Raw genomic sequence first — 16996 nt, forward strand, 5'->3', positions numbered from 1 at the left:
CGATGAATAACGAAAGTTGACGGAAGCCGAGACAAAAATCAGAACAGAAAACGCCGGAAAATCCGGCAAAAAACAACGTTTGAATCCGCATGAAAAACACATGGACAAAATTTCACGGATTCAGGATGGAGTGAAAATGAAGCGTTTTTCGTTTCTGCTGCTGTCCGGGCTGATGGCGGCCTTCGATTCCGGCATGGCCGCCTCGGGGCAGCCGGACACGGTCAGGAAATGTGCGGTCCCGAACGGCAAAGTGCTGTCGGCCGTATACACCGACGCATCGGAGTTCACCGATGCGAACCGGAACACGATCACCGGGATACCGCCGCGCACCATCGTCAAACTGCTGCTGCAGCCGGCGAAGGGGTCGAACATCAACGTCGAAGTCTGGCTGCCCGACGCCGGCCGGTGGAACGGCCGGTTCGTCGGCCTCGGCAACGGCGGAGCCGCCGGTTCGATCAACCCGGCCGGCTTCATCGGCTGGATCAAGCGCGGATACGCCGTGGCCGCCACTGATATGGGAACCGCGCCGAACGACAACTCCGGCGTCGGCAACCCTGAAGTATGGAAGGACTTCGGCTACCGGGCCACCCATCTGATGACGACGGCGGCCAGGCAGCTGATCCAAAGCTGTTACGGGAAGCCGCCCGCTTTCTCATATTTCGTCGGCGCTTCGACCGGAGGACAGCAGGCGCTCCAGGAGGCGCAGCGTTATCCGGACGACTACGACGGCATCGTCGCCAATGTCCCGGCCCACTGCCGGACGCCGCTGCATGCGTATTTTCTCTGGAACTGGCAGCTGGTCCGGCGGCACCCGCTGACCCCGGAGCAGGACCGGAGCATCATGCGTTCCGGCATCGAATACATGGCGCAGCGCGAAATCTCGCAGCTGGCCGGCAAAGCCGTCTCCGATCCCCGCGTCACGCCGGAGGAGATCGAGGGCGTGATCGCCCTGGCCATGAAAAACGACCCTTCGCTGACCCCGGAACACGCCGGGATGCTGCGGAAAATCTTCAACGGTCCGGTCAACTCCGCCGGCGAACGCATCTTCAACGGCGTCCCGGTCGGCAGCTCCATTCTCGCCGCAACCGGACACCTCTATTTGTTCCGCTGGGCATTCGGCCTCGAACAGGAGCTCGCGGAGCTCAACTTCGATGCGGATATGGACGCCTACACGAAAAAGCTCGGCCCCGTGCTGAACGCCGAAAATCCGGATCTCTCCGCATTCGCCCGGCGGGGCGGCAGGCTGGTCATGTTCTCCGGCACGGCGGATTCGATCGTCCCGTACCACGCGACGCTCGACTATTACGAGCGCTGCGCCGCCGAAGCCGGGTCGCCGGAAAAGCTGCAGGAGTTCTTCGTCTATTACCTGGTGCCCGGCATGGAGCACGGAATCAACGGCGTGACGGACCCGTTTTCGCTGCTGGTCAACTGGTGCGAAAAAGGCGTCCGCCCCGGCGAAATCCGCCTGAAGCGGCAGTATGGCGAAGAGACGGTCGATATCCCGCTCTACCCGTACCCGCAGAAAACCGGGTACACCCCCGAACGCGGCTTCTTCCCGGAGCCGGCGCTCCGCGGCGCCGCCCCCGTCGCCCCGCGCTACCGGCCGGAAGCCGCCGAATGACGCCCCCTGGCGCGGAAAACACGAAAAAAATACGATAAAAATCGAGCAAAAGGGAGAGCATGCGGCGTAAAGCGGGCTATATTATCCGGTAAAGCAAGATCATCGGAGGGGAACATGAGAATCCTGATCATCGAAGACGATGCCAAAACCGCCGATTTCATATCCCGCGGATTGAATGAAGCCGGATTCCGGGCCTGTTGCGCCGCGGACGGGCTGGACGGGCTTTTCAAGGCCAAAAGCGAGCCGTTCGATGCCGCCGTGGTCGATATCATGCTGCCGAAACTCGACGGCCTCACCGTCATCGAAGAGATCCGGGCCGCCAGGCTGCGGCTGCCGATCATCGTCCTCAGCGCGCGCGATTCGGTCGAGAGCAAGATCAAAGGGCTCGAGAAAGGCGGCGACGACTATCTGGCGAAGCCGTTTTCGTTCTCCGAGCTGCTCGCCCGAATCCAGGCGCTGATCCGCCGCGCCACCGCCACGAGCGAACCGACCGAGCTTACCGTCCGCGACCTTTCACTGGACCTGATCCGACGGAAAGTCACCCGGCGGAACGTGCCGATCGAGCTTCAGCCGCTCGAATTCCAGCTGCTCGAATACCTCATGCGCAACACCGGGCGGGTCGTCTCCAAAACCACCATTCTCGAGCATGTCTGGGAATATAACTTCGACACGCAGACCAACATCGTCGAAGCGGGCATATTCCGGCTCCGCGAGAAAATCGACAAGCCATTCGACGACAAGATGATCCGTACCGTGCGGGGCTTCGGATATGTTCTGGAGTAAAACCGGCTTCCTCTCCACGGTGAAGTGCCGGATCGCCGTCGGCTATGCGCTGCTTTTCGCGCTCTCCTTCGGCGTCGTCTTTACGACGGTCTACTTTTACTGGCGGCTCAGCCACCTCGAAACGATGGACCGGAAGCTCTCGGTCTTCCTCAACGAGTTCGCCTACGAATACCTGACCGGCCGGGAGTTCGACACCACTTTCGGAGCCGTTCCCTTCAAGCGCGTGCCGGAGGCGGCACTCCGGATCATCGAACGAAAAATCGACGGTTTTTCGCCGCTCTCCGCCTTCCGGAACGTCGGCGACGAACAGCAATTCACCCTGCTCGGCACACAGGGCGGCCGCCTCTGCCGGCTTCGGCTCAATCTGGCGGACGAATCGTTCGAAGCCGAGATCATGAAGCACGCCGGACATGCCGGTTTCCTGCAAAAAGAGTTCAACAGCGAAACCTACGGAGAAGGACGGGGCCAGACCTTTTTTCTGCTGCTTTCCCCCGAACGCGAGGTGCTGGCCAGTTCCCCGTTCGCACCGCAGCTGCTCGCTTTTCTCAGGGAATTCGATTACCGCCCCGGGCAGGAATCCGTCCAATATACGATCATACGTCCCGGCCGGCACAATCTCCGGCTGGCATACCAGCGGCAGTATGACGGCACGATTCTCGCGATCGGCGGCAGCCTCCACGCGATGGACGAGTCACTGGACCGGCTCATCGCCATTTTCTGCATCACCGGAATCCCGATCCTGCTGATCGGCGCGCTGGTGGGATGGCTGCTCGCCCGGCGGTTCGTCTCCGGCATCGACCGGGTCTGCCGCGCCGCGGACGTAATCGCCGCCGGCGACTACTCCCTGCGCGTCCACTCCGCCGGGGAAGGCAGCGAAATCGACCACCTGATCCGCACCTTCAACCGGATGGTCGGCAATACGGAGACGCTCATGAACGAGCAGCGGAACATCTCCGACAATATCGCCCACGACCTGCGGACCCCGCTGACCCGCATCCTCGGGCGCGCCGAACTCGCCGCCTCCGGCCGGCAGGAGCTCGAAATCTACCAGAACACAGTCGCAGACATCGGCGAAGAGTGCTACCGGATGCTGAATCTGATCAATATGATGCTGGAAATCTCCCGGACGGAATCCGGCGCAGTCGAAATCACCCGCAGCCGTTTCGATTTCCGCGCCATGCTGCGGCGTTCCGCAGAGCTGTTTTCGATGCCGGCCGAACAGAAACATCAGAAACTGACGCTCCGCCTGCCGGAAACGCCGGTCCTGGTCTGCTGTGACCAGCAGAAACTTCAGCAGGTCGCCGCCAACCTCCTCGACAATGCAATCAAATTCACTCCCGAGGGCGGCGCCGTCGATGTCGAACTGAGCGTCTGCGACGGCGAAATCCGCTTCTCCGTCGCGGATACCGGCTGCGGCATCCGCGAGGAGGAGCGCCCGGAAATCTTCAAGCGGTTCTACCGGGCGGACAACAGCCGTTCGCTGCCCGGCAACGGGCTCGGCCTGAGTCTCGTCTCGGCCATCGTCACGGCTGCCGGCGGCAGCATCACCGTCGAAGCCGTCCTTCCGCGGGGCAGCCGGTTCACCGTCCGCCTCCCCGGCCTTCTCGCCAAATAAAAACGGGGGAGGCGTTTCGCCTCCCCCTCCCCCTGCCCGGCGGCTGCCGGAAATCAGCGGCGGCTGCGGCCGCGGCTGCCGCTCGAAGAACGGCGGAAGGAACTGCCGCCGGACGAGCGCCGCCCGGCCTGCTTTGCGGGCTTCGCGCCCGGAACCGGCTCCGGCATCCGGAGCATTTCATCGGTCGGCTGTTCACTCGGGAACTGGACGCCGAGCAGCTTTTCGATATCCGGCAGGAAATACGCGCCGTATTCGCAGAGGAAGCTGATCGATTTGCCGGTATGCCCGGCGCGGCCGGTACGGCCGATGCGGTGGACGTAATCCTCGGCGCGCTCCGGCAAATCGTAGTTGATGACCAGCGAAACGTTGTCGACATGGATGCCGCGCGCGGCGACGTCGGTCGCAATGACGATCTTTTCGGTTCCGGCCCGGAATTTCTCGAGGATTTTGATCCGCTTGTCCTGCGGAATGTCGCCGGACAGCACCGGGACGTCGTAGCCGAAACGGGCGAGGTCGTACTGCAGCCGCAGGTTCACATCCTTGCGGTTGCCGAAGATAATGATCCGCTCATACGGTTCGGTGCGGAGAATGTGCAGCAGGAGCGCGAGTTTCTCGTCGCGCAGCACGGAGAAAAACGTCTGCTCGATGTTCTCGCTGACCATGTTCTCCGGCTCGCTCTCGAAAACGACCGGATCGGCCAGCCAGTCCGAAGTGAACCGCAGAATGTGATCCTCGAGCGTCGCCGAGAACAGGAGCGTCTGGCGTTCTCCCTTCTTCGGCAGCTGCGCCACGATCCGCTTCACGTCCGGAATAAACCCCATGTCGAGCATGCGGTCCGCCTCGTCGATGACCAGAACCTCGACCTTCGAAAGATCGAGGTCTCCGCCGCGCGAATAATCGATGATGCGCCCCGGGGTGCCGATGACGAGATCGACCGGCTGCCGCAGGGAACGGCGCTGCTTCTCATGGTCCATGCCGCCGAATACGACGACGCTGGTCAGCCCTGTGAAGACGCCGAGCGCTTCGGCATCCTTATGGATCTGCATCGCAAGTTCGCGGGTCGGCGCCAGTACGAGGGAACGCGGCCGGCCCGGCTTGCGGTCACCCTCCAGCGGATTGTTCAGGAAGCGCGTGAAAGTCGCCAGCAGGAACGCGGCCGTCTTGCCGGTTCCGGTCTGCGCCTTGCCGGCCAGGTCGCGCCGCTCAAGCAGCGCCGGAAGCGCCAGTGCCTGAATCGGGGTGCAATATTCGAATCCGGCGTTCTGCACGCCGTACTGGACCTCTTCATGCAGCGGCAGATCGAGAAACCGCACCTTGCCCTCCGCCGGCGGAACCTCTTTGAGCGCGGCGGGATGCTCCGGCTTCGGGGCCTTCGGCGCATCCGGGGTCTCGACCTGAACCGGACGTTCGGAACGTTCGCGCTTCGGGCCGCGCTCGCGTTTCGGGCGGGAGGACGCTGCGACGCGCCCCTCTCCGTCGCGGGACCGTTCCCGCGTTTTTTCCCCCTGCTTCTCCCGCGCCCTGCGGGACGGCTGTTCCCTGGCGGCGCGCGGCTTCTTCTTCTCCTCCGGCTTTTTCGCGGCCGGTTCGATTTTCACGACGACCTTATGCTGCTCATCGACTCCGAGCAGGACTTTCAGGGCTTTCTTCAGTTTCTTCAGCATGTTACACTTCTTTCCTCCGGGTGCTTGCGAATGGTTGGCGCACCTCACAGATTTTTAACGACTTCTTTCAGATATGCGGCGAACGCTTCGCGGAATTCGGGACGCCGCAGCCCGAATTCGACGGTTCCGGTCAGGAACCCGAGTTTATTGCCGAGATCGTAGCGTTTTCCGGCGATGACCCGCCCGTACATTGCACGGCGCGAGAGCAGAAGGCGCATCGCGTCGGTCAGCTGGATCTCGTTGCCTTTGCCGCGCGGCGTCCTTTCCAGCGCCGCCATGATATCCGGCGTGAAGATGTAGCGGGAGGCGATGACCAGATTGCTCGGCGCCTCCTCCGGAGCGGGCTTCTCGACCCACCCGTTGACTTTGTAAAGCCCCTCGCCGATACATTCGCCGTCCACCACGCCGTAGCGGCTCACCCGCTCCATCGGGACCGTCTCGAGCGCGGTGACCGGAGACTCGAACGTTTCGAAGGCCGCGACAAGCTGGCCGGTGACCGTCGTCTCCGTCGCCGAATCAAGCACGGTATCGCCGAGCAGCACCGCGAACGGCTCGTTCCCGACGAACGACTTCGCGCAGCGCACGGCGTCGCCGAGCCCGTTCAGCTCCTGCTGGTGGATGTAGTGAATATCGGCAAGGCGGCTGATGGAGCGGAGCTCTTCGAGGAGCTCCTGCTTCTTCGTGGCCTCGAGCCGGCTTTCAAGCTCGAAGGCGCGGTTGAAATGATCCTGAATCGCATTTTTCCCATTGCTGGTGATGATCAGGATCTGGTCGATTCCGGCGGCCGCCGCCTCTTCGACGACATACTGAATCACCGGTTTGTCGACAAGCGGAATCAGCTCTTTCGGCACGGCCTTGGTGAACGGGAGGAAGCGCGTGCCGAATCCGGCGGCGGGAATGACGGCCTTGCGAATCTTCTTCATCGCGCGCACCCCGTTCCGACGATCTCCGGCTTGATCACGTTGATCCCTTCCGTTTTCAGGACCCGGACAAGCTCGCAGTACATCTTCTCGTTCTCGTAGGTTCCGATGATCGCGCCGCCGGAACCGGTGAATTTCGCCGAGGCGCCGACCGAGCGGGCGAGCTCGACCATCTGCCGGTTCTTGGAGCTGACCGCGTTCGGGCAGACTTCGCAGCGGAGATCGAAATTGCGGTTCAGCAGCTCCGGGACAGCATTGAAATCCCGCCGCTCGAAAGCGGTCTTGACCCGGCAGGTCAGCTGCGCCCACTCCTCCATGGCGGCCACCACCTGAGGGACGCCGGATTCGTAGTCCTCGCGCAGGCGGCTGTGCAGCACCTCGGAGCCCTCCGCAAGATCCGTACGGTAAGCGACGTACAGATTCAGCCCGGCCGGAATTTCGATCGGCTCATACCGCCCGATGCCGTGCTCGCGCATGTACTCGCGGTCGAAGTCCATAAACACCGGCGTATTATAGGCCTGCGCGACACGATCCTGCAGCCCGGCCGGAATGCCGAGCTCGTCCCGTTCAGTGGAGAGCACGACGTTGGCCAGCACGGCCGGGGCGAGCTTCACATGATAGAACTCCATCATGGCCCGCATCGCGGCGGTGATGATCGCCGACGACCCCGCCAGCCCGAGCCGGTTCGGAATCGTGCTCGAATAGCGGATCGTGAAATTCTTCTTCTCGAGCCTGATCCCTTCGGCGTGACAGAACTCGTTGAACTTTTTGACCGCCGCCTTCAGCAGGCGGATTCCGCCGTAATAGCCGTACTGCTGCACATCGGCGCTGAGCGCATCCATGCACGAAAAAATATTATGATCGCGCTTTGAAGGCCACAGCTCGAGCTCGGGCGTCTCATACAGCTCCGCCTCCGCCTGGTAATTGCGAAACACAAAAGCAATCGTTTTGCCGTGATAACCGTCGGAAGGGTTCCCGATAAGCGCCGCGCGGGGAAACGCGATGGTTTTGATGATCATAATGAAATTTTCCGCAATCTGACTTTTTAATTTCCGCTTAATCCGGTAATATACCGTTCCCCGCCGACTTTTGCAAACCGTTTACCGCGTTTTCATCGAAATGCCGGAAAAATACCGTGCCGCATCTTGAAAAAGCGGACAGAATGCGATATATTTAATAAATAAGATTTATAAATAATCAATTGAGGTGTAGACATGATCAGGCTGGTGGCTGCGGACATGGACGGAACTCTGCTGAACAGCCGGGGGGAGATTCCCGCCGGATTCGGCGACGCCGTCCGCGCGCTTTCCGGGAACGGCGTCCGTTTCGCCGTCGCCAGCGGGCGCCAGTACGAGGGCGTGGTGAATTACTTCGACGGCCTGCGGGACGAAATCATCTTTCTCTGTGAAAACGGCGCCCGGGTGGTCTGGCGCGGGGAGGATATATTTCTCTCGGAGGTCCCGTTTCCGAAGCTCTCCGAACCGGCGGAGCTGATCCGGTCGATCCCGAACGCCTATCCGCTGATCTGCGGAACCGGAGCCGCCTGGATCGAAAGCGACGACGCCGTCCTGCTCGAAAACGCCTCCATTTATTATAAACGGCTCGAGATCGTTCCGGATGTCCTCGAGGCCGCGAAGCACGACCGGATCTGCAAGATCGCGGCCTTCGACGCCGACGGCGCGGAATCCAACAGCTACCCGCCGCTCCGCCGCTTCGAAGACCGATTCCGGGTCACGCTCTCCGCGAGATGCTGGGTGGACCTCATGAATCCCGGCGTCGACAAGGGGCTCGCCATGCGGAAGCTGCAGGAGTATTTCGGCTGTTCGCCGGAGGAGACGATGGCTTTCGGCGATTACCTGAACGACGTCCCCATGATGGAGTACAGCTTTTACAGTTACGCGATGGCGAACGCGCATCCGGATCTGAAGCTGCTCTGCCGGTACGAAACACTCTCCAACGACGAAAACGGCGTAATGACCGCCATGCGGGAACGTTTCCCGTTTCTTTGAACAGGTATCTCCATGACACATGACATGACAACCGGGAATCCGGCCAGACTGATTTTATTTTTCTCCGTGCCGCTGCTGATCGGCAACATCTTCCAGCAGCTGTACTTCATGGCCGACATGGCGATCGTCAGCCGGACGATCAGCCTTTCGGCCATGGCGGCGGTCGGCGCGACCGGCGCGCTGACCTTTCTGGTCTTCGGCTTCTTTTTCGGACTCACGAACGGCTTCGCGGTCATAACCGCCCAGCGGTTCGGCGCGAAGGATTACGACGGCGTGCGCCGTTCGGTCGCCGTCTCGACTCTGCTCGGCACAGCCGCGACCGGCCTCGGCATGCTGGTCTCGCTGCCGTTCATCGAACAGCTGCTGAGGCTCATGAATACGCCGGACGACATCCTGGCCGACTCGGTCGTCTACGTCGCGGCTCTCTGCTGGGGAACCGCCGCAACGGTCTTCTACAACCTGCTCTCCTGTTTCATCCGGGCGCTCGGGGACAGCTGGACGCCGCTGCTTTTCCTCGTGATCGCGACGTTCCTGAACATCGGGCTGGATTTGCTCTTCATCATCACCTTCGGCATGGGGATCGCCGGAGCGGCCTGGGCGACCGTGCTTGCGCAGGCGCTTTCGGCGCTGTTCTGCCTGCTTTACATCCGCAGGCGTTTCCCGTTGCTGTGTCCGCGCCGGGAGGACTGGCGGTTCGACGCCGGGTTCGCCTGGGAGCATCTGCGCGTCGCGCTGCCGATGGCCTTTCAGTTCTCGATCACGGCGATCGGCGTGCTGGTCATGCAGGAGGAGATCAACCGGTTCGGCACGGTGACCATCGCCGCCTTCACGGCCGGAGCCCGGATCGAACAGCTCGCCGTGCAGCCGATGTTCACGCTCGGCATCGCGATCGCAACCTTCGCGGCGCAGAACTACGGTGCCCGGCGGCTCGACCGGGTCCGCACCGGCGTGACGCAATGCACGCTGATCTCGGTCGCCTGGTGCATCGTCAGCGGCATTGCGCTGGCCCTCTTCAGCCGTCCGCTGGTCGGTATTTTCATCCCGGTCGACTCCGAGCCGGTGGCGACTGCCCAGGCGCAGAATTACATCTACATGACCGCCGCACTGTTCATCATTCTCGGGCAGCTTTTCATCTACCGCAATGTACTGCAGGGAATCGGACGCTCCTTCATGCCGATGATGGCCGGCGGCGCCGAACTCGTGGTGCGGATCGCCGCTTCGATCCTGCTGGCCCCGGTTTTCGGGTATCTCGGCGTATTCTGGGCAACGCCGCTGGCCTGGGTCGGCGCGACGGCGCTGCTGGCCGCGGCCTACTTCACCGTCAGCCGCCGGTTCGACTCCGGGACAGAGGCCGGAGAAGCGGAACGGCCGCGAAGCCGTCTCCGCGGCTTCCGGCGCGACCGCCTGAGACTTTACCTGCTTCGCCTGCGGTACCGGCTCGGACTGCTGCCGACCCGCGCCTTGAAACAGCCGGAAAAGTAGTACTGGTCCGAAAAGCGGAGCATCTCCGCAATTTCCTTGACCGATTTTCGAGAATAGGTCAGCAGCCGCTGCGCCGCTTCGATCCGCCGCCGCATCAGATATTCGTACGGCGGACACCCGAAGGCGAGCCGGAAGTGGCGGATCATATGAGCCGGAGAGTAACCGGCCGCCTCGCAGAACGGTTCAAGGCGGAACCGGCGGTCGATGCTGCCGTCCAGGGCTCTCTTGAGCCCGGCGATCTCCGGGCGGACGGATTCGGCCGCCTCGCGCAGCGTCCCGGCGCACGCCTCGGCGAATTCGTGGAAAATCACCGCGGCCCGCCGGTCGATGGCCGGACCGCCGTATCCAAGCTCCCGCATCTCCTCAAAGAACCGCCGCAGCTGCGGAACGCCCGGAACCGCATACACCCGGTCCAGCCGGTAGCCGCCGACCAGCAGGTCGGCCAGCGGACCGTCGACGATGAAAAACAGCTTGTGCCACGGCGCTTCCGGAACCGTCCAGTAACGGTGATTGCTGCGGCGGTGCAGGAAGTAGACCGAATCGGCGCCGCATTCGAAGCGCCGCCCGTCGCTCTCGAGCAGGCCGCGCCCCTGCACGACATATTCGACCGTGACATATTCATAATCGACGTGCTCAAACCGGCACGGCGCCTCACTCGCGATTCCCCACCCGGCATGGAGCAGCCGGAACGGGAAAGGCGGATCGGCTGTACTGTCGGAAAGTTCTGTTTTCAAGATTCCACATCCTTATTTCAAATAGCACATGAGTTTTTTACGAAAAATCGGCCTGGACGGTTGTATTCCCGTTTAAATTAACGCATAATACCGACAGATGCAAACCACAAACCGGGAGAGTGATCTTATGGAAACGCAAAAAATCGGAATCATCGGAACCGGCGGCCGCGGCGAACACGCGCGCCGCGCCCATCAGCCGGAAAACGGCTGGATCGTCGCCATGGGGGCCGACACGGGAGAAGAGGCGCGCCGGAAGTTTCAGGAGGCGTTTCCGGACGCCGCCGTGACCGGCGACTACCGGGAACTCCTGAACAATCCGGAAATCAGCGTGGTCTTCATCATGACGCCGGATTTCCTGCACGAGGAGATGGCGGTCGCCGCGCTCGAAGCGGGCAAGGCCGTCTACCTCGAAAAGCCGCTGGCGATCACGCTCGAGGGGTGCGACCGCATTCTCGAAACCGCAATGCGGACCGGCTCGAAGCTTTTCGTGGGCCACAACATGCGTTATTTTCCGGTGGTCCTGAAGATGAAGGAGATCATCGACTCCGGGCTGATCGGCGACGTTCAGTGCGGCTGGTGCCGCCACTTCATCAATTACGGCGGCGACGCCTACTTCCGCGACTGGCACTCCGAACAGAAGAATACGAACGGGCTGCTGCTGCAGAAGGGGGCGCACGACATCGACGTCATGCACTGGCTCATGGGGTCGCGCACGCGCCGCGTGGTCGGCATGGGAATGCTCTCGGTCTACGACCGCTGCAGCCGCAGGTCGCCGGACGAACCGGAGGCGGCAAACTGGTCCGACGACCGTTACCCGCCGCTCGAACAGGGCGGCTTCTCGCCGGTCATCGACGTCGAAGATCACAACATGGTCCTGATGCAGCTCGAAAACGGCGCGCAGGCAGTCTACGCGCAGTGCCACTATGCTCCGGATGCGGAGCGCAACTACACCTTCATCGGCACCCGGGGACGGGTGGAGAACATCGGCGACAGCGATGACTGCGAGGTGCATGTCTGGACGCGCCGCGGACCGCGTTCCACGCCGGATATCGTCTACCACCTGAAGCCGGCCTCCGGCTCGCACGGAGGTTCGGACCCGCTCATCATCGACAACTTTCTCGCTTTCGTGCGCCACGGGGCACCGACCAATGCGTCGCCGCTGGCGGCCCGCGACGCGGTCGCCGCGGGAGTGCTCGGCCACCAATCGATGCGGAACGGCAATATGCCGCAGGAGGTGCCGCCGCTCGCGCCGGAGCTCGAAGCCTACTTCCGCAACGGCCAGGTGAAATAGAAACCGGCGGGGCCCGAACAGGCGCGCAGACTGCCGGCTGACGCTGACGCGCCTTCAAAGCCCCCCATTGCCAGACAAAGTTCCAAACGGACTTAACGGGCAGAACGGACAGACCGCCATCAAATCTGATGCAGCCGCGTTTTGCCCGTACAGTCATTTCCGGTTTTGGCTGAACGCTTCCCGCAAAAGCTGTTCGCGGTCGGTCGGACAGAGCGCCCGCTCCTGTTCAGCGGGGTTGCGCGAGTGTTCGACGCTCCAGCCGCTCCATTCCCGGAACGCATGATAGGTCCACGCCCATTTCCGCTCCTCGAAAATCGAGATCATATCCGCCAGCAACCGGCGGCCCGTCCCCTCCGGCGCCCAGCGGATACAGCTGAACTCGCCGATAAAAATCCGAACGTCATGCTTCTTCTGCAGATCGATCACCGGCAGAAGTTCTTTCTCCAGCCGTGCCCGATCCCACATTTCCCCGTTGATCGTCCCCGGATATTCGATTCCGGCCGGACTGCCGTTCAACCCCTGAAACGCAACCTCGTACGGATAGTAGAAGTGGATGCTGTAAATCACATCACGGAACGGCAGCGGCCTGAAATTCGTCAGCGTATTCGGGATCGCCCACTGCTGGTTCTCGAACACGACCGGCATCTCCGGATCGATGTTCCGAATCGCCCGGACTGCATCGGACGCCAGCTCCCGCCACGGCCTGCACCCCTCCCCCGGCACGGCGGGAACCACCGGTTCGTTCATCAGATCGTAACCGATGATGTCCGGATTGCCGCGGTAACGCGCCGCGATCCGTTTCCAGGTTTCGATGAACTGTTTCTGAAAGGCCGCTTCGGTGAACATCCGGCAGGCCGCGCCTGGGTGGATGCGTCCACCCGGCGGCGTATGCAGATCGAGCACCACCCTGATCCCGTACTTCCGCAACAGCGGCAGCCGGGTGTCGAAGTGGGCAAGCGCCTCCCCGAGCCAGCGGTCATAGGCCGCCGCGTCGGCGGTGTCGGCCGGACTCTTCGGGAAATCCTGCCAGCGCAGCTGCCAGCGGACGAGATTCACATTCCAGTCGTTCAGCACGGCGATATCCTCTTCTCCGATCCGCTCGGAGACCATGACGCCGCGCAGCGGGCGGTCCCACGCCGCGATTCCGGCGGCGGAGACGGCAGCGGAACAGCCGGCAGCAAGCATAAGGCACAACAGTTTCAATATATTCCTCATTCCCCAGCAATCCTTTCGTTATTTATCCATGACCCAATACAAATTGAAGGTATTCCAGCCCCAGCCGTCACCGAACAGCTTCGCGGGGGAGAAGGTTTCGACATGCCCGTCCCAGAACGACAGATTGATCCTGGCATCGTGCCGGTAAGAAGCGGCGCGCCACTGCCCCTCTTCCGTCCACGGAAAGCAGAGCTTGAACTCGGAACGGTCGCACCGCACGACGCCCTCGGAATTGCCGCTGTCCATCGTATTGATCTTGCACGATGCACTGCGAAGTTTTGTGAGCTTCGAGGTCGAGAAGTTCGCATAGAGGCTCCCCCAGTAATCGCTGCCGGGGTAATAATGATTCTTGGCGTACCAGTTGCCGGTCCATTTGCTGTTGCTCAGAGGGACCGGCTTTGCCGGGCAGAGCAGTCCGGCCGGCATGTCGTGACGATCACCGCTCCAGACCGGCGGCTGCCCGAGCATCGTGAGCCACGCTTCGTTGTTGAACCAATACGAGCGGTCCGAGCCGCCGTAGTTGATCGGCGTCATGTAGTCGTCGAAACTCCCGGCATAAAGCAGATCGGCCGAAGCGTACATTTTCAGATTCCCGGTACACTGAGTTTTCCTGGCCGAGCTGCGCGCCTTGCCGAGCGCCGGCAGCAGCATTGAGGCCAGAATCGCAACGATTGCGATCACAATGAGAAGTTCGATCAGGGTGAAGCGGCGCGAATTCATTTCTTTTCCTCCGTATTGAGATTGTGCGGTTTGCAGGAGCGCGTGCTTTCACGGATCACCAGCGCATAATCGAGCCTGTGCCGGGCTTCGACCGGATATCCGTGCAGCAGCCGGACCAGAGCATTCACCGCGGCCTTGCCCATCTGGCGGGTCGGCTGGGCGATGACCGTAACCGGCGTATTCAGGAATTCAAGCTCGCCATTTTCCTCAAAGGAGATGATAGAAATATCCTCCGGCGTATCGATTCCGAGCCGGTGCAGGTCGCTGATCAGCTTCTGCGTCATCAGGCTGTTGGTTGAAAAAAGCGCGGTCGGACGCTCCGGCATCCGGCTCAGCTCCAGGGCGGCGAGAGTGGTGGAGTCCCCGATATGCCGGAACTCCCTGATCCAGATATCTTCGGGGCGACCGCCGAGTTCACGGATCGTTTCACGAAATCCGGTCAGCCGCTGCCGCTGGCCGATATCGAGCTGCGACATGCCGATGAAGCCGAAGCTCCGGTGGCCGAGACTCCAGAGATAGGTCGCCGCATCGCAGCCGGCGGAAAAGTCGTCCACGCAGATGTTGCAGCGCATCTCCGCCCCGTTCCGGTTGCCGATCGACACGACCGGGATACCGAATGAAGCAAGTTCGCGCGAAACGGCATACGAAATATCGAACTCCGGGATCAGCAGTCCCTTGAGCCGGTAGCTGCGCACGACATTACGGAAAAACACAGCGTTCATCTGCGAGTAGCAGCGCGTGATGAACTGGGTTGTGAAGCCTTCGACGGTCAGCGCCTCCAGAATCGCCGAAATCAGCGTGCTGTTGTAGCTTGTGTTCAGAAAATCCGAAAACGCGGCCATGACGATGCCGATGCTCTCCGGCGCCTGCAGCGATGCGGCGCTTTGCGCCTCCTCCCGGTCGATCTCCGAAGCGATGCGGCGCACCGATTCGACGGTCGAAGCACGGTGGCCGCTCTTCCCGTTCAGGATCCGCGACACGGTCGAAATACTGACATTCGCCCGTTCGGCCACTTCGCGGATTGTGGCATGGGAAAGAACCATATGCGATCCTCCTTCTCGTTTGCCATTAATTATGACAATTGGCGGAAGGAAATCCAAATATCTTTCCCAAAAGAAATCATATTTTTGAAAACAGAATCGGAAATACCAATGCAATCACATGCACACGAACAAATTACACTTTGGAAATTCATGGAAATCATTTGAGAATCCATGCAAATAAAAACGCGGTCCGGAGAGATTCGGCTCCGGACCGCGCCAATGCGGATTGCAAACGGGAATCAGCCGAGGATACCGCAGCGCTTCAGCGTGGCGGCGAGCTTTTCGCGGTGCTCGGGCGAAAGTTCGCAGAGCGGCAGGCGGTACTCCTCCGCCATGAGCCCGGCCATCGCCATCGCGGCCTTGATCGGAATCGGATTGGTTTCGACGAACTGGTCGCGGAAGAACGGATAATATTTGCGGTGATACGCATAAGCCTTTGCGAAATCACCCTCGAGCGCCGCCCTGACCATCGCGCTCATCTCGCCCGGAATCAGGTTCGAAGAGACGCTGATGATCCCCTTTGCGCCGACCGACATCATCGGCAGCGTCAGCGAATCGTCGCCGGAGAGCACGGTGATATCGCACAAGTCGAGAATCGCCGAAACCCGGTCCACGCTGCCGGCGGCCTCTTTGACCGCCATGATGACCGGATTCTTCGCAAGGCGCGCCACCGTCGCTTCGGCGATCGGCACCCCGCTGCGCCCCGGCACATTGTACAGAACGACCGGAAGGCCGACCTTGTCGGCGACCGTCGAAAAGTGACGGTAAAGCCCCTCCTGCGTCGGCTTGTTGTAATACGGCGTGACCTGGAGCGTCGCATCGGCGCCGACCGCCTTCGCCTCGGAGGTCAGGAACACCGCCTCCTCCGTCGAATTCGCTCCGGTACCGGCGATGACCTGACAGCGCCCCGCGGCAGTTTCGATCACCGTCTCGATCACCTTCAGGTGCTCCTGCGGGCTCAACGTCGGCGATTCCCCGGTGGTGCCGACCGGAACGATCCCGCTCACCCGGCCCGCGACCTGGAGTTCAACCAGCTTCTTCAGCGCCTCGTAGTCGACCTCTCCATTGCGGAACGGCGTCACAAGCGCGGTGTAAACTCCTTCGAACTTCATCATTTTATCTGCTCCGGAAAATTGTTTGAATCCCATGTTTTCATAAACCGACGGCGAACCCGTACATATAAAATAACGCATTGCGGGCCGAAAATCAATCTTATTTTCGGATTTGATTTGAAAATTCCCCCCTCGCCGGATAACTTATGAAGCAAAACAGGAGAAATACGTCCATGATCAAGCAAAGCGTTCCGTTCCTCGCCTGCCTGGCGCTGCTGGCCGGGTGCGTGAATTTCCAGTATGTCGGCGAAACGGAGTCCCCCTCCGGCAACGAGGTCTCCGTCTACACCGACGCGACCCGGATCGGCCGTTCCTACCGCGTCCTGGGGCAGGCGACCGCCTCGGGCGATTACCGCGACGTCAGCCGCGACCGGCTGCTCGCCAAACTCAAAAGCGAGGCGGAAAGCAAAGGAGCCGACGCCATTCTGATCACCGAACAGCAGGTCGTGTCGAAATCCGAATCGCGCAGTGTCGAACCACGCTTCAACACCGCCTACGATTACGACGGCGAAACCAGCAACTGGCGGCAGATCCAGCGCGACGTCGACCTGAACTACGGCCAGATCCGCGGCAGCCTGGAAGAGGTCAGGACCAACGCCAGCTACATCCGCATCCTCCGTGCCGAATTTCTCAAATACTCCGGCGGCGAACCGGAAAAACTCGAAGTCGTCGAGCCGGAAAAATAACCGTCTCCCGCCGGCCGCGTTCCGGGTCCCTGCCCTGCGCAGCACCCGGAATCCGGTTCATGGCAATCTCCGTGTTTCATAGTGAATCATATCCCGGGAAG

Annotated in this window: 15 protein-coding genes; 7 read left to right on the forward strand and 8 right to left on the reverse strand. The window is 61.3% G+C overall.

The window, feature by feature from the left end:
• Positions 1-100 precede the first annotated feature (100 nt).
• The 3 genes from FYJ85_RS12350 (at position 101) to FYJ85_RS12360 (ending at position 4019) form a co-directional block, all read left to right on the forward strand.
• On the forward strand, positions 101-1621 hold the full coding sequence (locus FYJ85_RS12350) for a tannase/feruloyl esterase family alpha/beta hydrolase (RefSeq protein WP_154418914.1): 1521 nt from the start codon (positions 101-103) through the stop codon (positions 1619-1621).
• Positions 1622-1735: 114 nt separating this feature from the next.
• The gene (locus tag FYJ85_RS12355) at positions 1736-2404 is read left to right on the forward strand and encodes a winged helix-turn-helix domain-containing protein (protein WP_154418916.1); all 669 of its coding nucleotides are present in this window, start codon (positions 1736-1738) and stop codon (positions 2402-2404) included.
• Positions 2391-4019, forward strand: a complete 1629-nt coding sequence (locus FYJ85_RS12360) for a sensor histidine kinase (protein WP_154418918.1) — start codon at positions 2391-2393, stop codon at positions 4017-4019. Before FYJ85_RS12355 ends, FYJ85_RS12360 begins: the two co-directional genes overlap by 14 nt.
• A gap of 53 nt (positions 4020-4072) precedes the next feature.
• Here FYJ85_RS12360 and FYJ85_RS12365 read toward each other — a convergent pair whose 3' ends face one another.
• Genes FYJ85_RS12365 through FYJ85_RS12375 form a run of 3 tightly spaced genes read right to left on the reverse strand, consistent with a single transcriptional unit; the run spans position 4073 to position 7622 of the window.
• Positions 4073-5683 carry a DEAD/DEAH box helicase gene (locus FYJ85_RS12365; RefSeq protein ID WP_154418920.1) on the reverse strand — a complete coding sequence of 537 codons (1611 nt, stop codon included), beginning with the start codon at positions 5681-5683 and terminating at the stop codon, positions 4073-4075.
• Positions 5684-5727: 44 nt separating this feature from the next.
• The gene (gene galU, locus FYJ85_RS12370; protein ID WP_106055377.1) at positions 5728-6606 is read right to left on the reverse strand and encodes a UTP--glucose-1-phosphate uridylyltransferase GalU; all 879 of its coding nucleotides are present in this window, start codon (positions 6604-6606) and stop codon (positions 5728-5730) included.
• Positions 6603-7622 (reverse strand): mevalonate kinase family protein, encoded by a 1020-nt coding sequence (locus FYJ85_RS12375; RefSeq protein ID WP_106055376.1) that lies wholly within the window; start codon positions 7620-7622, stop codon positions 6603-6605. The genes galU and FYJ85_RS12375 overlap by 4 nt, the downstream gene beginning before the upstream one ends.
• 195 nt (positions 7623-7817) lie before the next feature.
• Here FYJ85_RS12375 and FYJ85_RS12380 point away from each other — a divergent pair, with 195 nt between their 5' ends.
• Positions 7818-8612, forward strand: coding sequence for an HAD family hydrolase (locus FYJ85_RS12380; protein WP_106055375.1), 795 nt, complete (start codon positions 7818-7820; stop codon positions 8610-8612).
• Between the two features lie 12 nt (positions 8613-8624).
• On the forward strand, positions 8625-10094 hold the full coding sequence (locus tag FYJ85_RS12385) for an MATE family efflux transporter (RefSeq protein WP_106055374.1): 1470 nt from the start codon (positions 8625-8627) through the stop codon (positions 10092-10094).
• Here the strand turns inward: FYJ85_RS12385 and FYJ85_RS12390 are convergent.
• Entirely contained in the window at positions 10025-10828 is an 804-nt protein-coding gene (locus tag FYJ85_RS12390) for a helix-turn-helix transcriptional regulator (protein WP_106055373.1), read from the reverse strand. The genes FYJ85_RS12385 and FYJ85_RS12390 overlap by 70 nt on opposite strands.
• Before the next feature lie 127 nt (positions 10829-10955).
• Here FYJ85_RS12390 and FYJ85_RS12395 point away from each other — a divergent pair, with 127 nt between their 5' ends.
• On the forward strand, positions 10956-12119 hold the full coding sequence (locus FYJ85_RS12395; RefSeq protein WP_154418922.1) for a Gfo/Idh/MocA family protein: 1164 nt from the start codon (positions 10956-10958) through the stop codon (positions 12117-12119).
• A 153-nt stretch (positions 12120-12272) separates the two neighbouring features.
• Here FYJ85_RS12395 and FYJ85_RS12400 read toward each other — a convergent pair whose 3' ends face one another.
• The 4 genes from FYJ85_RS12400 to dapA all read right to left on the reverse strand — a co-directional run bounded on the left by FYJ85_RS12400 (position 12273) and on the right by dapA (position 16212).
• Positions 12273-13334, reverse strand: coding sequence for a glycoside hydrolase family 5 protein (locus FYJ85_RS12400; protein ID WP_106055371.1), 1062 nt, complete (start codon positions 13332-13334; stop codon positions 12273-12275).
• Positions 13335-13352: 18 nt separating this feature from the next.
• Positions 13353-14054, reverse strand: coding sequence for a type II secretion system protein (locus tag FYJ85_RS12405; protein ID WP_106055370.1), 702 nt, complete (start codon positions 14052-14054; stop codon positions 13353-13355).
• On the reverse strand, positions 14051-15097 hold the full coding sequence (locus tag FYJ85_RS12410) for a LacI family DNA-binding transcriptional regulator (RefSeq protein WP_154418924.1): 1047 nt from the start codon (positions 15095-15097) through the stop codon (positions 14051-14053). Before FYJ85_RS12410 ends, FYJ85_RS12405 begins: the two co-directional genes overlap by 4 nt.
• A gap of 239 nt (positions 15098-15336) precedes the next feature.
• Complete coding sequence (gene dapA / locus FYJ85_RS12415) at positions 15337-16212, reverse strand: 4-hydroxy-tetrahydrodipicolinate synthase (protein ID WP_235903186.1); 876 nt, start codon at positions 16210-16212, stop codon at positions 15337-15339.
• Between the two features lie 170 nt (positions 16213-16382).
• On the opposite strand from dapA, the gene FYJ85_RS12420 reads away from it, so the two are divergent.
• Positions 16383-16895 (forward strand): hypothetical protein, encoded by a 513-nt coding sequence (locus tag FYJ85_RS12420; RefSeq protein WP_106055368.1) that lies wholly within the window; start codon positions 16383-16385, stop codon positions 16893-16895.
• Positions 16896-16996: the final 101 nt, after the last annotated feature.

This window comes from Victivallis lenta (assembly GCF_009695545.1).
GTDB lineage: Bacteria > Verrucomicrobiota > Lentisphaeria > Victivallales > Victivallaceae > Victivallis > Victivallis lenta.

Bases quoted from the DNA above. Each gene is read 5' to 3' on its own strand.
- FYJ85_RS12350 (WP_154418914.1), top strand. From the start codon at position 101: ATGGACAAAATTTCACGGATTCAGGATGGAGTGAAAATGAAGCGTTTT.
- FYJ85_RS12355 (WP_154418916.1), top strand. From the start codon at position 1,736: ATGAGAATCCTGATCATCGAAGACGATGCCAAAACCGCCGATTTCATA.
- FYJ85_RS12360 (WP_154418918.1), top strand. From the start codon at position 2,391: ATGTTCTGGAGTAAAACCGGCTTCCTCTCCACGGTGAAGTGCCGGATC.
- FYJ85_RS12365 (WP_154418920.1), bottom strand. From the start codon at position 5,683: ATGCTGAAGAAACTGAAGAAAGCCCTGAAAGTCCTGCTCGGAGTCGAT.
- galU (WP_106055377.1), bottom strand. From the start codon at position 6,606: ATGAAGAAGATTCGCAAGGCCGTCATTCCCGCCGCCGGATTCGGCACG.
- FYJ85_RS12375 (WP_106055376.1), bottom strand. From the start codon at position 7,622: ATGATCATCAAAACCATCGCGTTTCCCCGCGCGGCGCTTATCGGGAAC.
- FYJ85_RS12380 (WP_106055375.1), top strand. From the start codon at position 7,818: ATGATCAGGCTGGTGGCTGCGGACATGGACGGAACTCTGCTGAACAGC.
- FYJ85_RS12385 (WP_106055374.1), top strand. From the start codon at position 8,625: ATGACACATGACATGACAACCGGGAATCCGGCCAGACTGATTTTATTT.
- FYJ85_RS12395 (WP_154418922.1), top strand. From the start codon at position 10,956: ATGGAAACGCAAAAAATCGGAATCATCGGAACCGGCGGCCGCGGCGAA.
- FYJ85_RS12400 (WP_106055371.1), bottom strand. From the start codon at position 13,334: ATGAGGAATATATTGAAACTGTTGTGCCTTATGCTTGCTGCCGGCTGT.
- FYJ85_RS12405 (WP_106055370.1), bottom strand. From the start codon at position 14,054: ATGAATTCGCGCCGCTTCACCCTGATCGAACTTCTCATTGTGATCGCA.
- FYJ85_RS12410 (WP_154418924.1), bottom strand. From the start codon at position 15,097: ATGGTTCTTTCCCATGCCACAATCCGCGAAGTGGCCGAACGGGCGAAT.
- dapA (WP_235903186.1), bottom strand. From the start codon at position 16,212: ATGATGAAGTTCGAAGGAGTTTACACCGCGCTTGTGACGCCGTTCCGC.
- FYJ85_RS12420 (WP_106055368.1), top strand. From the start codon at position 16,383: ATGATCAAGCAAAGCGTTCCGTTCCTCGCCTGCCTGGCGCTGCTGGCC.